Below are 15,954 nucleotides of genomic sequence, written 5' to 3' on the forward strand. Positions count from 1 at the left end.
AGATGGATGGGAAATTCATCACAGCAAGAAAAGGAATAGCAGAGCATTCAACTGGATGTGGGCAATGGGCCAGTATTTTTTACCCTAGACACAAAGTATTAATGATCCCATGCCCGCATCACGCGGGCGTCAACTGTGCGCGGAGCAGGTCGCGGAAGGTCTGGATCAAGGGTTCTCGGCTGCGTCCTCGACGAATGATCATGGAAAAAGGCGCCTGATAGCCGAAGGTCGCCGGAGAAAGCACCCGCAGGTCGCCCTTGTCCACCCAGGCCTGGGCATAGTGTTCGGGTAGATAGCCAATGTAAGCGCCGGAAAGAACCAGAATCAGTTGCGCTTCCATGCTTTCTACGGTTGCCGCACTGTGCTTGAAGCCGTGCCGGGCCAGTTCCGCCTGGCTCCAGTAGCCACGTCCGACCATGCGCTGTTGGGTGATGACCTGCTCGGGAATGCGTCGCTCGTGATACAGCGGATGACGGTTGCTGCAATACAGCCAGTGCTGCTCGCGATACAGCGGCTGGTAGACCAGGCCACTCATTCGCGTGGAAAACGCACCGATGGCCAGGTCCAGGCGGTTATCCTGCACGCCCAGTTGCAACTCGTAGGGGCTGGACACCGAGAGGTGCAGATGCACCGCCGGGTGTTCCTGGCTATAGGCGCCGATGGCCTCGGCCAGGGGCAAGGCGCGGTCGCCGACGGTCGAATCGATCACTCCGAGATTGAGCGTGCCACGCAGTTCGCCCTTGAGCGCCGCCGCGTATTGCTCGAAGCCGTCCAGCTCGGCGAGCAGGCGCAGGGTCTCCTGATGGAACAGCTCGCCCTTGCTGGTCAGACTGAAGCCGCCACGACCGCGATGGCAAAGCACTATGCCCAACGCCCCTTCCAGTTGGCTCATGTAGGTGCTGATCGCCGAGGTGGACAGGTTGAGGTCGCGCTGGGCGTTGGCGAAGCCCTGGTGGCGCACCACGCTGGCAAAGATGCGCAGCAGCTTCAGGTCGGGCAGGTTCGAGGCCATGGCGAGGTATCCGCACGTCGGAAATCGCCACAGTCTAACCGCGCCCAGGCGAATAGTTCAGCGATAGTTCAGAAAAACCTGAACTAAGTATTTGCCGGTAGCGATTCTTCTGCCGCACTACCTTTTGCAGACTGCGCCGCACAGCAACTGTTCCAGGACTATTCCGGCTGGCTGACCGGTGTCGAGAACAGATATCAACAACTAGAACAATCGAATCGATGAGGCCCGAACCGTGGACAAGATTCTTCACCAACCACTGGGCGGCAACGAAATGCCGCGCTTCGGCGGCATCGCTACCATGCTCCGCCTTCCGCACCTGCAAAGCCCTGCCGGCCTGGACGCCGCCTTCATCGGCGTGCCGCTGGACATCGGCACCTCCCTGCGCTCCGGCACCCGCTTCGGCCCGCGGCAGATCCGCGCCGAATCGGTGATGATCCGTCCGTACAACATGGCCACCGGTGCGGCGCCCTTCGACTCGCTGTCGGTCGCCGACATCGGTGACGTGGCGATCAACACCTTCAACCTGCTCGACGCCGTGCGCATCATCGAAGAAGCCTACGACCAGATCGTCGAGCACAACGTGATCCCCCTGACCCTGGGCGGCGACCACACCATCACCCTGCCGATCCTGCGTGCCCTGCACAAGAAGCACGGCAAGATCGGCCTGGTGCATATCGATGCCCACGCCGACGTCAACGACCACATGTTCGGCGAGAAGATCGCCCACGGCACCACCTTCCGCCGCGCCGTGGAAGAAGGCCTGCTCGATTGCCAGCGCGTGGTGCAGATCGGCCTGCGCGCCCAGGGCTACACCGCCGAGGATTTCAACTGGAGCCGCAAGCAGGGCTTCCGCGTGGTCCAGGCCGAAGAGTGCTGGCACAAGTCGCTGGAGCCGCTGATGGCGGAAGTCCGCGAAAAGGTCGGCGGCGGTCCGGTGTACCTGTCCTTCGATATCGACGGTATCGACCCGGCCTGGGCGCCGGGCACCGGCACCCCGGAAATCGGCGGCCTGACCACCATCCAGGCCATGGAAATCATCCGTGGCTGCCAGGGCCTGGACCTGATCGGCTGCGACCTGGTGGAGGTTTCTCCACCCTACGACACGACCGGCAACACCTCGTTGCTGGGTGCCAACCTGCTCTACGAAATGCTCTGCGTGCTGCCCGGCGTAGCCCGTCGCTAACGGAGCTTCACCCGGCAGGAGCCATGACGGCGGCCCCTTGAGCAGGGGCCCCGCTGCTACGAAGAAGTGACTACGAAGAAAAGACCCGCCGCGCCTTGTCGCAGGCGGGATCGATCTCACATAAAAAAGATAACTGGAGACACCCCATGGCCCTGGACATATTCGTTGTACTGATATACGCCGCCGGCATGCTGTTGCTGGGCTGGTACGGCATGCGCCGCGCCAGGACCCACGAGGAATACCTGGTGGCCGGACGCAACCTCGGCCCCAGCCTGTACATGGGCACCATGGCCGCCACCGTGCTGGGCGGCGCTTCCACCGTCGGCACCGTGAAACTCGGCTACGTCCATGGCATTTCCGGCTTCTGGCTGTGCGCCGCGCTGGGCCTGGGCATCATCGCCCTCAACCTGTTCCTCGCCAAACCCCTGCTGCGCCTGCGCATCTTTACCGTGACCCAGGTCCTGGAGCGCCGCTACAACCCGATGGCGCGCCAGGCCAGTGCGGTGATCATGCTCGCCTATGCGCTGATGATCGGCGTGACCTCTACCCTGGCCATCGGCACCGTACTGCAAGTGTTGTTCGAACTGCCGTTCTGGGCAGCGATCCTGCTCGGTGGTGGCGTGGTGGTGGTGTACTCGACCATCGGTGGCATGTGGTCGCTGACCCTGACCGATATCGTCCAGTTCGTGATCAAGACCGTCGGCCTGATGTTCGTCCTGCTGCCGATCTGCCTGTACCGCGTCGGCGGTTGGGACCAACTGGTAGCCAAGCTGCCGGAAGCCAGCTTCAGCCTGACCACCATCGGCTGGGACACCATCATCACCTACTTCCTGATCTACTTCTTCGGCATCCTGATCGGCCAGGACATCTGGCAGCGGGTGTTCACCGCCCGTGACGAGAACGTCGCCAAGTACGCCGGCACCACCGCAGGCGTGTACTGCGTGATCTACGGTCTGGTCTGCGCGGTGATCGGCATGGCAGCCCATGTGCTGTTGCCGGACCTGGGCAACGCCAACAACGCCTTTGCCGCTATCGTCAAAACCGCGCTGCCGGATGGTATCCGTGGCCTGGTGATCGCTGCTGCCCTGGCGGCGATGATGTCCACCGCCAGCGCCGGCTTGCTGGCCGCCTCCACCGTACTGACCGAAGACCTGCTGCCGAAGCTGCGTGGCGGCAAGCAATCGAGCCTGGCGGTGAACCGCCTGTTCACCCTGCTGACCGGTATCGCCGTACTGGGTATCGCCCTGGTGGTGGAAGACGTGATCAGCGCCCTGACCCTGGCCTACAACCTGCTGGTGGGTGGCATGCTGGTGCCGCTGATCGGTGCCATCTACTGGAAGCGCGCGACCACTCGCGGCGCCATCGTCAGCATGAGCCTGGGCTTCGTCACCGCCCTGGCGTTCATGATCAAGGACGGCATGGATGCGAACTCGCCGATCTACTACAGCCTGGCGATCGGGCTGGTGAGCTTCGTGGTGGTGAGCCTGATGTCGCGGCCGGCGGTGAATGCGGCCAAACTGGCTTGAACTGAAACAGCTTGAAATGAAAAGGGCCTGCTTCAAGCAGGCCCTTTTTCTTTGTACTTGAGTGCCCTATCGCTGGCAAGCCAGCTCCCACAGGTTCCGCACTGATCTTGAGTCTTGTGCAGTACCCTGTGGGAGCTGGCTTATCGGACCGCCGCACCGCAGCGATAGGGCCCGAGGGCTCAACACACAATCAGCAGGTTCCCTCAGCGCCGCGGCTGCCGCCTGCGCTTTTCTTCATCGGCAGGAATCGGTACCGGCTGCATCGGCGGGATCAAACCCAGGGCCACAGCAAGGTCGTGGAGCCAGTTCATCATCAGGTTTTTCATGGAATCCCCCTTGAGGGTCATCGTGGCAATCCAATGGCTACGATGTTTCAAACACATCATAGGCCCAAATCCTACAAGCCGCTCGAAGAAATCAACAGTTTCCTGATCCGGATCAAGCGCTGAGCGCCTGGCCGACAGGCGGTCCCTGGCGGCTCTCTTCCTGAAGGTTCACCCAGGCATCCAGGTTCGCTCCGCGCATGCCGCGACGCCAGACCAGCCAGGTAGTCGCCTGGTCGAAAGGCGTCTGCAACCGATGCACCGCAACATTCTCCCGGCCCGGCAGGCTGTCGAGCATCGATTGCGACATCAAGGCCACCCCGGATCCGGCAACCACGCATGCCAGCATGCTCGGGTAGGACTCGATTTCCATGGCCCGGCCCATGGCAGCATGATCGTGGGCATACCAGGCCTCCAGGCGCATGCGATAGGAGCAACCCTTGCGGAAGGTGAACACTGCCCGCCCGGCCACGTCGCGGGCGCTGCGCACCGGCGGATGATCGGGTTCGGTGAGCAGGACCAGGGTTTCCTCGCATAGCGGCACGCCATCCAGGCCCGACAGCGACAGCGGCCCGTCCAGCAACGCGGCGTCGAGGCGGCCGGCCAGCAGGCCTTCCAGCAGCTCGCCGCTGGGCGCGGTCTGCACCTGCAGGTTCACTGCCGGATAGGCCTTGTGATAACGCGCGAGCAAGTCCGGCAGATGGATCGCCGCCGTGCTGTACATGCAGCCCAGCACGAACTCCCCCGCCGGCTGGCCACCCTGCACCGCAGCCAAGGCCTCGTCATGCAGGGTCAGCATGCGTCCGGCGTAATCCAGCAGCACCTTGCCGGCCGGCGATAGCTGCAAGCGCTGGCGCTCCCGGTGAAACAGCTCGACGCCAAGCTGCTCTTCAAGCTGGCGCAGGCGCGTCGAGAGGTTCGACGGCACCCGGTGCAACTGTTCGGCGGCGCGGGTCACCGAGCCGGTCTCGGCGACAGCCTGGAAAATGCGCAACTGGCTCAGCTCCACACCGATTCTCCAAAATTGAACAAGTAGCTCAGTATTATTCAATTTTTCAGAATGACAACCACCAGTAGTCTGACGGCATCGAACGATTCCTCTGACAGGAGCACCGGACATGTCGCCAACCCTGCGTTTGATCGCCAGCTTCGTGGCCTTGATGATGGCCATGGGCATTGGCCGTTTCGCACTTACTCCGCAACTGCCGCACCTGGTGAGCGAAGGCCAGTTGAGCCTGACCACCGCCGGGCTGGTGGCCGCCGCCAATTACCTCGGTTATCTGCTGGGTGCGCTGGACGCGATGTTCGCCCGGCGTCCAGACCAGGTACGCCTGCGCCTTAACCTTGGCCTGTGGTTATGCGTGATGCTGACCCTGGTGTCGTTCGAGGCCGATGGTTTCATCGTCCATGCCCTGCTGCGCTTTGGCACCGGCGTGGCCAGTGCCTGGGTGCTGGTGATGATCACCAGCCTCAGCCAGCCCCTTGCGGCACGCAGCAATCTGCCGCGACTCGGCGCGCTGGTATTCGCCGGGCCAGGCCTGGGGATCATGCTCACCGGCCTGCTGGCGCTGGTGTCCAACCTGTTTGGTTTGGGCTCGGCACCGCTTTGGCTGATCTACGCCGGCGCTGCACTGGTCATGCTGCTGGCGGTGCGGCCGATGCTGCCGCAACCCGAGGACACCCCGTTGCAACCTGCCAGCGGCCTGACCGTCCATCCCACCCGGGGCATCGCCCGCCTGGGCCTGATCTACGGTCTGTACGGCATCGGCTACATTATCCCGGCCACCTTCATGTCGCAGATGGCCAACGCGCGGTTTCATGGGCAGTGGATGGCCGACCTGTTCTGGCCCGGCTTCGGTCTCGCAGCAGCCGTTGGCGTGATGCTGCTGAGCCTGCGTCGCCCGACGACCAACGGCACACCGCGCTGGCTGATGCTGACCCTGTGGCTGCAGGCCGCCGGCGTATTCGCCTGCCTGATGGGTGATGGCCTGGGCCTGGCCCTGGGTGTGATCCTCTGCGGCACGCCATTCCTGGCCTGCATGCAATTGGTGATGCAACGTTCGCGGGAACTGGCACCGCACGCCACCCAGCGCAATGCCGGCTTGCTGACCGCCTGCTTCGCCCTCGGCCAGTTGGGCGGGCCGTTGCTGGCGGCGCTGAGCAACCAGCTTGCCGGCAGCCTGCAACCGGCACTGCTGGCGGCCGGCAGCGGCTTACTCGTGGCCGGCCTGCTGACCTTGCGCCCTACCGTTGTCCCAGCAGCGTGCGCAACCGCCTGCGCACCCACTGCTCGGCGCTGACCAGGACAATGCCCAGCAGCACGCACATAGCGCCGAGAACGAAGTTGGCGCTCAAGGGTTCGTCGAGCAGCAGCACACCGAACGTCACGCCGAAGATAGGCGTGACGAAGGAAAACACCGCCAGGTTCGAGGCCAGGTATTTGCGCAACAGCCAGAACCAGGTCAAGTAGCTGAAGAACGACACCACCAGGGCCTGGAACAGGACGCTGCCGATGGCGATGGGGGTCAGGGCCACATGGGTAATCTTGCCGCTGAACGCCGCAATCAACAGCAGGCCGACGAAGCCCACTGCCAACTGGTAGAACAGGGTCAGGGTCGCCGGCGCTTCCGACAGCCGCGAGCAACGCACCACCACGGTGGTAGCGCCCCAGGCTGCGCCGGCCAGCACGCCAAAGGCATCGCCCAGCAGCATCGGACCATTGAGGTCCTGCAACGACAGGCCACCGGCGAACGCCACGGCGATCCCGCAGAACGACAGCAGGATGCCCAGCCACTGCAAGGGCCGCAGGCGTTCGCTGGGCAGGCTGAAATGCAGGCCGAGGGCGGTGAATACCGGGGCGGTATAAAGGAATACCGACATATGCGCCGCCGAGGTCAGCAGCAAGCCTTCGGCGATGAACAGGAACTCCAGGCCGAACAACGCGCCGGCCAGCAATCCGGCCTTCCAGGTCGTACCGAGCTGCTCCCAGCCGCCGCGCCAGCACATCAGTAGGCCGACCAGCAATGCAGAAATACCGGAACGGGTTGCCGCCTGCATCACCGGTGCGATGTCGGCGGCAGCCATTTTCACTACGACCTGCTGGATACCCCAGATCAGGCACAAGCCCAGCATGACCTGGAAGGCGAAGGCATCGGGGTTGCGGCGGGCATCGCTCATCGCTCACCCCCGGACTCTGGCAACGGCATGACCACCTCTTGGCAGCGAAGAATTGGCGCCAATTATCAGTGAGGCTCGCCAGCCATTACCAGATATGTCTGCACCATTTTCAGGCGATCTGCGCTTTCGACGCGACCTCTTCGAACGTGGCCTCATCCAGGGCGTCCGCCTGTTCGTTAAGCACCTGGCGCGGATGGTCGTTACCGGGATGCTGCTGTCGATCAGGCTCAGCAGGCGCGAGCCGCGCTCGGTCAGCACGTAGTTCTCGCCGTTGCCGCCCTCGCTTTCCGGGCGATCGGCGATATAGCCACGTTCCAGCAGCAGGCGTTCGTAGTCGCAGGCGCGGGTTTTCAGGTGATCGACGTCCGGCACCGGCTCGCCGGCCGCCGCCAGTTGCGCGGCGTGCTGTTCGGCGTAAGGGCGCGGGGTGAAATGCTGGTCGGCGCTGTTCTGCACTTCGTGGAGCAGGCGTTCGATCAGGTCCCAGTCATACACAGTGCTCATGGCAAAAGGCCTCGCATGGTGACAGTCAAGGTTGTGACCGACCCGGTTCGCCGCGGTTCGACTGAACTTTCCAGACGGCACCGGCCTCAACCGGGAACCTGAACAAGGAGGCTCGACCATGAAAACCCTGATGACACTCACCGCCACCGCCAGCCTGCTATTCGCCCTGCCAGGCTGGGCCTGCACGCTGGAGGAGGCAACGGAGAAACGTGAGGAACTGGCCAAGGAAGTGACCCGGCTGACCGAGCAGAATCCGCAGAAGGCCAAGGAGATCAATGAGGAATTGCGGGGGATGAAGCTGGGAACCGAGTCGAAGGATCTGCCGGACAAGTGCCAGTTGATCGACAAGCGGTTGCAGGAGTTGCGCGAGGCCGAGAAAAAGACCTGATCTTGCAGTGGATTTGAGGGCCCTATCGCTGGCAAGCCAGCTCCCACAGTGTGGGAGCTGGCTTGCCAGCGATAGGGCCCTCAAGGGCAACAGATTACTCGGCTGCCGGAGCGCGCTTCTTCAGCGGCGCCAAGCCATCGGAACTGGCTAGCGGCGCATTCGGACGCGGCTTGGCGGTAGGCTTGCGCTTGGCCACGGCCTTCTTGTCACCCTTCTTGTCGGTCTTTTTCTTTTTCGCCCCTGCCGCCTTGCCCGAGGCCTTGACCTTCTTCGGCCCGCTGTAGGTGCCCTTGACTTCCTTGATCACCCGGCGCTCGAAGCTCTGCTTCAGGTAGCGCTCGATGCTCGACATCAGGTTCCAGTCGCCATGGCAGATCAGCGAAACCGCCAGGCCATCGGCGCCCGCGCGGCCAGTACGGCCGATACGGTGCACGTACTCGTCGCCACTGCGCGGCATGTCGAAGTTGATCACCAGGTCCAGGCCGTCGACATCCAGGCCACGGGCCGCCACGTCGGTGGCCACCAGCACTTTCGCATTGCCGGTCTTGAAGCGTTCGATGGCCAGCTTGCGGTCTTTCTGGTCCTTGTCGCCGTGCAGGACGAAAGCCTTCACGTCCTTGGCCACCAAGTGGCCGTAGATGCGGTCGGCCATGACCCGGGTGTTGGTGAAGATGATCGCCTTTTCATAGGTTTCGTTGGCCAGCAGCCACTGGGCGATCTGCTCCTTGTGCTGGTTGTGGTCGGCCGTGATGATCTGCTGGCGGGTGGTTTCGTTGAGCTGGCTGACGGCGTTGAGCATCAGGTGCTCGGGGTCCTTGAGCACCTTGCCGATCATGTCGCGCAGGCCGGCGCCGCCCGTGGTGGCGGAGAACAGCAGGGTCTGGGCACGGTTCGGGCACAGGCCGCAGAGACGTTCGACGTCCTCGGCGAAGCCCATGTCGAGCATGCGGTCGGCTTCGTCGAGAACCACCACCTGCACATGCTCCAGGTCGAGGTTGCCGGCGTTCAGGTGCTCCAGCATGCGCCCCGGAGTGCCGACCAGGATATCCGGGACCTTGCGCAGCATCGCCGCCTGTTCCTTGAAGTCCTCGCCGCCGGTGATGATCCCCGACTTGATGAAGGTGAACTGGGCGAAACGCTCGATCTCCTTGAGGGTCTGCTGCGCCAGCTCGCGGGTCGGCAGCAGGATCAGGGCGCGGATTTCGACACGCTTCTGGTTCAGGTCGACCAGGCGGTTGAGCACCGGCAGGACGAAGGCCGCGGTCTTGCCGCTCCCGGTTTTCGCCGTCACCCGCAGGTCACGTCCTTGCAGGGCCAGGGGAATGGCCGCGGCCTGCACCGGCGTCGGCTCGACAAAGTTGAGTGCGGCGACGGCTTTGAGCAGGCGTTCGTGCAGGGCGAAATCGGAGAACACGGATGTAACCTCGGGCATGTGCAGAAATTCAGCCACATAGGGTAACGTTTTCCACCGCCGGAGCCGAATTTCTTTTTGCCCCGAGGGTGCCTGCGCGGCTCTAATGGACGGCCTGTTTTTCCCGTTCGCGAGATTTTCCGTCCTCCATGGCTATCCAACAATTCTGGCAAGACGCCCTCGACCTCTGGGGCACCCTCGACCAGCACCCCTTGCTGCACGCCGGTCTCGGCCTGACGACGCTGCTCATCGTCGCCCTGCTGCTGGGCCGTTTGGCACGCTTCGTCATCCTCCATGCGGTCAAGCTGCTCAGCCGACAACCGGCACTGCACTGGCTCAAGGACCTGCTGCACAACAAGGTGTTCCACCGCCTGGCGCAGATCACCCCGTCGCTGGTGGTGCAGTTCGGCCTCAAGCTGGTGCCCGGGCTGAGCGCCACCAGCCAGCACTTCCTCGGCAACGTCGCGCTGGCCTTCACCATCCTGTTCCTGCTGTTCGCCGTCGCCGCCCTGCTCGACGCGCTGCTGGACATCTATGCCCGCACCGAACACGCGCGCACCCGCTCGATCAAGGGCTATGTGCAACTGGCGAAGATGGTCCTGTACGTGTTCGGCGCGATCGTCATCGTCGCCACCCTGATCGACCGCTCGCCACTGTTGCTGCTGTCCGGTCTCGGTGCGATGTCGGCGGTGATCCTGCTGGTGTACAAGGACACCCTGCTGTCCTTCGTCGCCAGCGTGCAACTGACCAGCAACGACATGCTGCGGGTCGGCGACTGGATCGAGATGCCCCAGGTCGGCGCCGACGGCGATGTGGTGGATATCACCCTGCATACGGTGAAGGTGCAGAACTTCGACAAGACCATCGTCTCCATCCCCACTTGGCGCCTGATGAGCGAGTCCTTCCGCAACTGGCGCGGCATGCAGCAATCCGGCGGGCGCCGGATCAAGCGCAGCCTGTTCATCGATGCCGGCGGGGTGCGCTTCCTGACTGCCGAGGAACAGCATCGCCTGGGCGACGTGCGCCTGCTCAAGGACTACCTGGCGCAAAAGCGCAACGAGCTGCACCGCTGGAACGAATCCCAGGGCCAGGTCGCGGAACTCGCAGCCAACCGCCGCCAGCTCACCAACATCGGCACCTTCCGCGCCTTTGCCCTCGCCTACCTGAAGAACCATCCCGACGTGCAGCAAGGCATGACCTGCATGGTCCGGCAGATGCAGACCACCGCCGAGGGCGTGCCGCTGGAAATCTACTGCTTTACCCGCACCACGGTGTGGGCCGAGTACGAGCGGATTCAGGGGATATCTTCGATTATCTGCTGGCGGTGTTGCCGGAATTCGGCCTGGCCTTGTACCAGCAGCCTAGTGGGAGTGACCTGCGGGCAGGGTTGCTGACAATTACTGAACAACGTCAGGCAGCTACCGACTCCGTTGCCTCCGAGTAAATCGTTGAAAACAGTCCGGATCAGGACTTTCCAGGGCAGATATATGTTAGAAAAACTGCTGGATTCGTTGAAAAAGGCTTTTGACCCTACAGAGACAGCGACATTGCCCGACCCCTTCGATACCTACTATGACGAGAAGGCGAAGCTTTTCTGCATTGGCGAGTTACCCCTGAACATCAAGAAAGAAGCGGCGCGAATGATCGAGACGAAACTGGACAGTAACGAAAGTTTTGATCGTGCCAGTCTCGACAGCCTTCAGTTGTCGGCCAAGGGCCGGGAAGTGTTCGACACGGCCCTGGCTCAATTGTGTTTCTGGATCGGGAAACTGGTGGGCACGAAAAAACGCCGGAAGGGAGACTCTCTATACCCTTGGAAATGTGCTGTGTGCCTAGTCCCGACCACGAGATTCAATGCTTGGGTAAGGCTCTCCTTTGATGAAAAAGAGAACACGGCCCTGATTTTCCTGAACATCGGCGTGCTGCTGGAGAACCTTGATCGACTCCATCGTATCCATGCAACCCCGGGCTATCTGGACTCAATCATCAACGGCAGCAAAGGCAAATTGGCACCGGAAGTGCCTACGGATCAATGTGATGGCTATCTCGCCAACTTTTCCGCCAACCCGCGTCTTCATGCCATCGCCACGGAGGTCGCTATCAAGGCCAGCATGCTCGTGGTGTTCCACGAGTATGCCCATTTCATCTGCGGTCATGTTTCATACCTCAAGGCGGAACTCGACCATTCGGAAGGAATTCATGAAGCCCCCGAGGAGCTTGATAAGGTGCTGGCCGAAGAGCTCAGACGCCACATGGAATTCGATGCCGACGAAACGGCAGGCACTATGGCCTCGATTTTCTGGAGAGAGTTCGACCACCCAGCTGTCGCCCCGGAAGACATGAAAAACGAGGCGTTTTCGATTGAGGTCATCCTCGCCGTGCTCTCGAACAACTTGATTCTCGGCCAGTATCTGCTCGACCAGCGCTACTACAGCCCGTTGTGGAGAGCTCAGCACCTCCTAGAACGTTTTTACGCGGACTTCTTTTACATCGACAAATCACTTCCCCGGCATGAGCAAGAAAATGCTAGGGAGTCCAACAGCAACGAAATGTTCCGTTTACAGATGAAGCTCGTTTCTGAACTCGAACGGGCCTACAAAATGTTGGGGCTGGGCGAAGGGCTTTCGTTCGAATACCTCACGAGGGAAATCAATACTCTGCTCAGTCACGACCAGCACGAGCTGGAGCGGTTCAGAACGGAGTTCCGCAAATACTCACCCGCGACGCACTTCATCCAGCGCGGTCAGGGCCAGACTCAGTACTAACACCTAGCCACGCCCTGAACAGCATGGACCGGGCCACTACCCAACCGACTCGCCTACAATGAGGCCAGGACGATGCTGTCGCCCAGGGCCAGGAGCCCCAACAACTCGTGCTGACTTCAGATCAGCAAGTTGGCCAATGGCCCACTGGAACATGCAGGTGGTTCATCAACGCGAGGGGACGCCGGAAACCAGGCAGGCGCCCTTATTCCACCAGTACAACCCAAGCGCGGTCGGCGCCAGGCCGAGGAGCAGCAGCACGCCCTACTGCGCGTCGCTGCTTGGCAGGCGGCATAGGTGAAGTTGGCCAGTTGCAGGAGCAGGAAGCCGATGTCGAAGTCCGGATCGATGGTTTCGAAGCGGATAACCGCCGTCCCGCCAGCGAGGTAGCTATCGACATGACCACCCAGGGAACACCCGTATTCAGCGTTGACACTTTGTACCGCCCCCTTAAGCAAGCACCGCCAGGTCAAGCTTGAAGTCCCTCTGGAACCTGAGTGCAGGGCAATAGAAAAGACAGGAGGACCTTTCTCCGAACAGGAAAAACGAGGCTGATATAGATCGAGAGATCTCCGCACTCAAATCAAGACTCGATGAATTGAAGTCAACCAAGGATATTAAGAGCGAGACCATCAACAGCTTTGATCATCTTATCGCCGACATGAGACGCCAACACCGGGACATGACTACCCAACAACTATCGCTCGAAGCAAAAATCAAAAGTTCTGCACAGATTAGACAGGAAATTGAAAGCGAAATTGAAACACTAGACTTGAATGAAGAGGCTCGGCGCGCGTTCATGTCATTCAGCGAAATTTGCACTACTCCATCGTGCGGAATGTTTTTGGTGAGTGCAGACTCATATGGGAAGAGCCTACTTTACCTACGCGACCAAATTAAGGATCTTGACACAGTCAGCACTGCAAACATACAGCAGGCTGAGAGTATTGCCACACAAAAATCCTGGATTGAGCGACAAATCTCTGACCTCTCGGAAAAGCGAGGCTTAGCGGAGCGGGAAGCTGGCATCGAAATGTTTATCGAAGCGATCAGCAAAATTGCGTCCGAGATCTTCGAGCTTGAACTGGAAAAGACCAAAATCAAGAAATACCAAGCACAAGAACAGTCACATCTTGAACTACAAAATCGTCGCAACAAGACGTTGACCGAACAGGAAGCACTAGGCCCAGAGCGAGAGCAATCCTTTGAGGTAGTTAAGTTCAAGCGAAACCTGGCCGAAAAAATGGCCGACTGGCTTGACACGCTAAATTCAAAGAATATCTCTAGAGATATACGTATCGACTCAGACCTCAAGCCAGTTCTCGGAACAGAAAAAATCGGGATAATAAAAGGTAGTTCGAAAGCCCGTACAGTTCTGGCTTTCCATGCTGCCCTTTGAAATCTGCACTTCCGATCCAAGCTCGCCGTTCCGTACACTGATCTTTGATACCCCACGCCAACAAGAAATCCACTCAGAAGACCTTGACGCTTACTTTAAACGCCTAAAATTAATCGCCACGCAAAATGACGCGCAGATTGTATTCTCAACAACCAGTTATCGATTTGACATTGATCCCGAACTGGATTCAGAGTGGCTTCCACGGTTCGGCGGATTCGAGCAACCAATGTATCTGGGAGACTTCCAGAACCTGATGGATTAAATGAGGTTGAGGACATACATGGCGGATGGAGTTGGCGGCCCATGGTGCTTCGGTGTTTCCTACGCAACTCCGAAACTACCCTGTCCTGCCGCCTCCTTACTTATGGCAAAGATCCCTTGGTCAAAGTTTCGGTTCGGGTGCCGACTCGCTAATTCAGCCTGGCCTTGTACCAGCAACCCAGCGGCAGTGACCTGCTCGCCGGGCTGGATGCCCTATCGGCCGGTCTCGCCGGCGAGCGCCGGGCGTTGCGTGCCGAGGCGACTGAGCCACAGTGAGGCAAGAATGATGCTCCCGCCGATGAACAACCGTCCCAGTGGCTCGTCCTGATTCCAGATCAGCAAATTGAGCAGCAGGCCCACCGGGACATGCAGGTTGTTCATCACCGCCAGGGTGCCGCCCGAGACCAGGCAGGCGCCCTTGTTCCACCAGTACAGGCCCAGCGCCGTCGGACACAGCCCGAGGAACAGCAACACGCCCCATTGCACGTCGGTGGTGGGCAGGTGCTGGGCGTTGCCGAAGGCGAGGAAAGCCGGCAGCACGACGATCAGCGCACCCAGGTAGAAGTAGCCGAAACGCCGGTAATGCGGGAGATCGCTGGGGTGGCGGGCAACCAAATGCTTGTACAGGACCTGGCCGGCAGCATAGGTAAAGTTGGCCAGTTGCAGGAGCAGGAAGCCGATGAAGAAGTCCGGGTTGATGCTGTCGAAGCGGATCACCGCCGCACCCGCCACCGCCACCAGCGCGGCGAGCAGGGCCCAGGGGTTGAAGCGGCGGTTGAGCGCGTCTTCGATCAGGGTCACGTGCAGCGGGGTGAGAATGGTGAAGAGCAGGACTTCCGGCACGGTGAGCACGCGGAAGCTGAGGTAGAGGCAGACGTAGGTGATGCCGAACTGCAAGGCACCGATTACCAGCATGGCGCGCATGAAGCGCGGCTCGACCTGGCGCCAGCGGGTCAGCGGCAGGAAGATCAGCAGGGCCAGGACGACCCTGGCCAGCACGGCGAAGTAGCTGTCGACATGGCCGGCGAGGTATTCGCCGATCAGGTTGAAGGAATACGCCTGGATCAGCGCGACGATCAGTAGGTAGCCCATGGTTGCCTCTCGGGGATCAAGGCGGCGACCTTAGCGGGTTGGGGTATCCCAGTGCAATTGTCGGGATTCTTTATTGCTCTTGAGGGCCTCATCGCTGGCAAGCCAGCTCCCACAGGGGGCCTGCAGCGACTCGGACTCTGTGGGAGCTGGCTTGCCAGCGATGAGGACCTTGGAGGCAATAAAAAAGCCCGGCCGAGCGCAAGGCTTCGACCGGGCAGCACACCCAAAGGAGCAAAAAGGGGTGTCAGTCAGGGAATGTTCTTTGGCCTCAGGCGACCGCGGCCAGTTTGGCCTTGGCCTGGTTCAGGCCCTTCTCGTGGAAGTCGCCGCCCATGTTCAGGCCTTCGGCATGGATGAAGGTCACGTCGTGGATGCCGATGAAGGCCAGCACCTGGCGCAGGTAGGGTTCCTGGTGATCGCTGGACGCACCGGCATGGATGCCGCCGCGAGCGGTCAGCACATAGGCGCGCTTGCCGGTCAGCAGGCCTTGCGGGCCGGTTTCGGTGTACTTGAAGGTCACGCCGGCACGCAGCACGTGGTCCAGCCAGGCCTTCAGGGTGCTCGGGATGGCGAAGTTGTACATCGGGGCGGCCAGCACCAGCACATCGGCGGCCAGCACCTCATCGGTGAGTTCGTTGGAACGGGCCAGGGCCTGGAGTTCCTCGGCGCTGCGCTGTTCCTGCGGTTTCATCCAGCCACCGAGCAGGTTGGCGTCCAGGTGTGGCACCGGATTTTGCGCCAGGTCGCGCAGGGTGATGCTGTCGGCGGGGTTGGCGGCCTGCCACTGGGCAACGAAATCACGGGTCAGTTGACGGGAGATCGAATCCTGCTGGCGGGCGCTGCTTTCGATGATCAGTACGCGGGACATTGAATTTTGCCTCCATCGGCAAGGTCGCTAAGTCGATGGAGGCAAGAT

14 protein-coding genes and 3 pseudogenes are annotated in these 15,954 nt (G+C 61.0%); 8 read left to right on the forward strand and 9 right to left on the reverse strand.

Annotated features, from left to right (window positions below; translation table 11 throughout):
• Nucleotides 1-118: 118 nt before the first annotated feature.
• Nucleotides 119-1,012, reverse strand: a complete 894-nt coding sequence (locus tag CSV86_RS17315) for a LysR family transcriptional regulator (protein WP_009405144.1) — start codon at nucleotides 1,010-1,012, stop codon at nucleotides 119-121.
• 232 nt (nucleotides 1,013-1,244) lie between these two features.
• On the opposite strand from CSV86_RS17315, the gene speB reads away from it, so the two are divergent.
• Both speB and CSV86_RS17325 read left to right on the forward strand, forming a co-directional pair.
• Nucleotides 1,245-2,195, forward strand: coding sequence for an agmatinase (gene speB, locus CSV86_RS17320; protein ID WP_009405145.1), 951 nt, complete (start codon nucleotides 1,245-1,247; stop codon nucleotides 2,193-2,195).
• A gap of 146 nt (nucleotides 2,196-2,341) precedes the next feature.
• Nucleotides 2,342-3,721, forward strand: coding sequence for a sodium:solute symporter family protein (locus CSV86_RS17325; RefSeq protein ID WP_009405146.1), 1,380 nt, complete (start codon nucleotides 2,342-2,344; stop codon nucleotides 3,719-3,721).
• A gap of 203 nt (nucleotides 3,722-3,924) precedes the next feature.
• Here CSV86_RS17325 and CSV86_RS32785 read toward each other — a convergent pair whose 3' ends face one another.
• A complete protein-coding gene (locus CSV86_RS32785) occupies nucleotides 3,925-4,047 on the reverse strand; it encodes a PA1414 family protein (protein ID WP_256721154.1) in 123 nt (40 codons plus the stop codon).
• Nucleotides 4,048-4,159: 112 nt separating this feature from the next.
• Complete coding sequence (gene ptrR, locus CSV86_RS17330; protein ID WP_009405148.1) at nucleotides 4,160-5,053, reverse strand: putrescine utilization regulator PtrR; 894 nt, start codon at nucleotides 5,051-5,053, stop codon at nucleotides 4,160-4,162.
• A 109-nt stretch (nucleotides 5,054-5,162) separates the two neighbouring features.
• Between ptrR and CSV86_RS17335 the strand changes: the two genes are divergently transcribed.
• On the forward strand, nucleotides 5,163-6,344 hold the full coding sequence (locus tag CSV86_RS17335) for an MFS transporter (protein ID WP_009405149.1): 1,182 nt from the start codon (nucleotides 5,163-5,165) through the stop codon (nucleotides 6,342-6,344).
• Here CSV86_RS17335 and CSV86_RS17340 read toward each other — a convergent pair.
• Nucleotides 6,289-7,221, reverse strand: coding sequence for a DMT family transporter (locus tag CSV86_RS17340; RefSeq protein WP_009405151.1), 933 nt, complete (start codon nucleotides 7,219-7,221; stop codon nucleotides 6,289-6,291). The two genes, CSV86_RS17335 and CSV86_RS17340, sit on opposite strands and share 56 nt — an antisense overlap.
• A 109-nt stretch (nucleotides 7,222-7,330) precedes the next feature.
• A pseudogene (locus tag CSV86_RS17345) lies at nucleotides 7,331-7,725 on the reverse strand (transcriptional regulator).
• A 118-nt stretch (nucleotides 7,726-7,843) separates the two neighbouring features.
• Between CSV86_RS17345 and CSV86_RS17350 the strand changes: the two are divergent.
• On the forward strand, nucleotides 7,844-8,113 hold the full coding sequence (locus tag CSV86_RS17350) for a hypothetical protein (protein ID WP_009405155.1): 270 nt from the start codon (nucleotides 7,844-7,846) through the stop codon (nucleotides 8,111-8,113).
• Nucleotides 8,114-8,207: 94 nt separating this feature from the next.
• Here the strand turns inward: CSV86_RS17350 and CSV86_RS17355 are convergent, their stop codons facing one another.
• Nucleotides 8,208-9,545: a DEAD/DEAH box helicase gene (locus CSV86_RS17355; RefSeq protein WP_037061786.1), complete on the reverse strand. Its 1,338-nt coding sequence runs from the start codon at nucleotides 9,543-9,545 to the stop codon at nucleotides 8,208-8,210.
• A gap of 128 nt (nucleotides 9,546-9,673) precedes the next feature.
• Here CSV86_RS17355 and CSV86_RS17360 point away from each other — a divergent pair.
• Together CSV86_RS17360 and CSV86_RS17365 are read left to right on the forward strand one after the other, a co-directional pair.
• A pseudogene (locus CSV86_RS17360) lies at nucleotides 9,674-10,968 on the forward strand (mechanosensitive ion channel family protein).
• A gap of 43 nt (nucleotides 10,969-11,011) precedes the next feature.
• The gene (locus CSV86_RS17365) at nucleotides 11,012-12,289 is read left to right on the forward strand and encodes a hypothetical protein (protein WP_009405161.1); all 1,278 of its coding nucleotides are present in this window, start codon (nucleotides 11,012-11,014) and stop codon (nucleotides 12,287-12,289) included.
• A gap of 53 nt (nucleotides 12,290-12,342) precedes the next feature.
• Here the strand turns inward: CSV86_RS17365 and CSV86_RS32040 are convergent.
• Nucleotides 12,343-12,663 (reverse strand): annotated as a pseudogene (locus tag CSV86_RS32040) (hypothetical protein); the annotation flags it as partial.
• Between the two features lie 221 nt (nucleotides 12,664-12,884).
• Between CSV86_RS32040 and CSV86_RS17370 the strand changes: the two are divergent.
• Together CSV86_RS17370 and CSV86_RS17375 are read left to right on the forward strand one after the other, a co-directional pair.
• A complete protein-coding gene (locus tag CSV86_RS17370) occupies nucleotides 12,885-13,685 on the forward strand; it encodes a hypothetical protein (protein WP_009405162.1) in 801 nt (266 codons plus the stop codon).
• Complete coding sequence (locus CSV86_RS17375; protein ID WP_037061790.1) at nucleotides 13,672-13,947, forward strand: hypothetical protein; 276 nt, start codon at nucleotides 13,672-13,674, stop codon at nucleotides 13,945-13,947. Before CSV86_RS17370 ends, CSV86_RS17375 begins: the two co-directional genes overlap by 14 nt.
• Nucleotides 13,948-14,159: 212 nt before the next feature.
• Here CSV86_RS17375 and CSV86_RS17380 read toward each other — a convergent pair whose 3' ends face one another.
• Together CSV86_RS17380 and CSV86_RS17385 are read right to left on the reverse strand one after the other, a co-directional pair.
• Nucleotides 14,160-15,038: a carboxylate/amino acid/amine transporter gene (locus CSV86_RS17380; RefSeq protein ID WP_009405164.1), complete on the reverse strand. Its 879-nt coding sequence runs from the start codon at nucleotides 15,036-15,038 to the stop codon at nucleotides 14,160-14,162.
• A gap of 268 nt (nucleotides 15,039-15,306) precedes the next feature.
• Nucleotides 15,307-15,906, reverse strand: a complete 600-nt coding sequence (locus CSV86_RS17385; RefSeq protein ID WP_009405166.1) for an FMN-dependent NADH-azoreductase — start codon at nucleotides 15,904-15,906, stop codon at nucleotides 15,307-15,309.
• Between the last annotated feature and the right edge of the window lie 48 nt (nucleotides 15,907-15,954).

The sequence above is a fragment of the Pseudomonas bharatica CSV86 genome (assembly GCF_000319305.2).
Lineage (GTDB): Bacteria > Pseudomonadota > Gammaproteobacteria > Pseudomonadales > Pseudomonadaceae > Aquipseudomonas > Aquipseudomonas bharatica.

Coding starts and splice junctions, on each gene's coding strand:
- CSV86_RS17355 (WP_037061786.1), bottom strand. CDS start 9,545: ATGCCCGAGGTTACATCCGTGTTCTCCGATTTCGCCCTGCACGAACGC.
- CSV86_RS32785 (WP_256721154.1), bottom strand. CDS start 4,047: ATGAAAAACCTGATGATGAACTGGCTCCACGACCTTGCTGTGGCCCTG.
- CSV86_RS17350 (WP_009405155.1), top strand. CDS start 7,844: ATGAAAACCCTGATGACACTCACCGCCACCGCCAGCCTGCTATTCGCC.
- CSV86_RS17340 (WP_009405151.1), bottom strand. CDS start 7,221: ATGAGCGATGCCCGCCGCAACCCCGATGCCTTCGCCTTCCAGGTCATG.
- CSV86_RS17325 (WP_009405146.1), top strand. CDS start 2,342: ATGGCCCTGGACATATTCGTTGTACTGATATACGCCGCCGGCATGCTG.
- CSV86_RS17315 (WP_009405144.1), bottom strand. CDS start 1,012: ATGGCCTCGAACCTGCCCGACCTGAAGCTGCTGCGCATCTTTGCCAGC.
- CSV86_RS17335 (WP_009405149.1), top strand. CDS start 5,163: ATGTCGCCAACCCTGCGTTTGATCGCCAGCTTCGTGGCCTTGATGATG.
- CSV86_RS17385 (WP_009405166.1), bottom strand. CDS start 15,906: ATGTCCCGCGTACTGATCATCGAAAGCAGCGCCCGCCAGCAGGATTCG.
- CSV86_RS17380 (WP_009405164.1), bottom strand. CDS start 15,038: ATGGGCTACCTACTGATCGTCGCGCTGATCCAGGCGTATTCCTTCAAC.
- CSV86_RS17365 (WP_009405161.1), top strand. CDS start 11,012: ATGTTAGAAAAACTGCTGGATTCGTTGAAAAAGGCTTTTGACCCTACA.
- CSV86_RS17375 (WP_037061790.1), top strand. CDS start 13,672: ATGCTGCCCTTTGAAATCTGCACTTCCGATCCAAGCTCGCCGTTCCGT.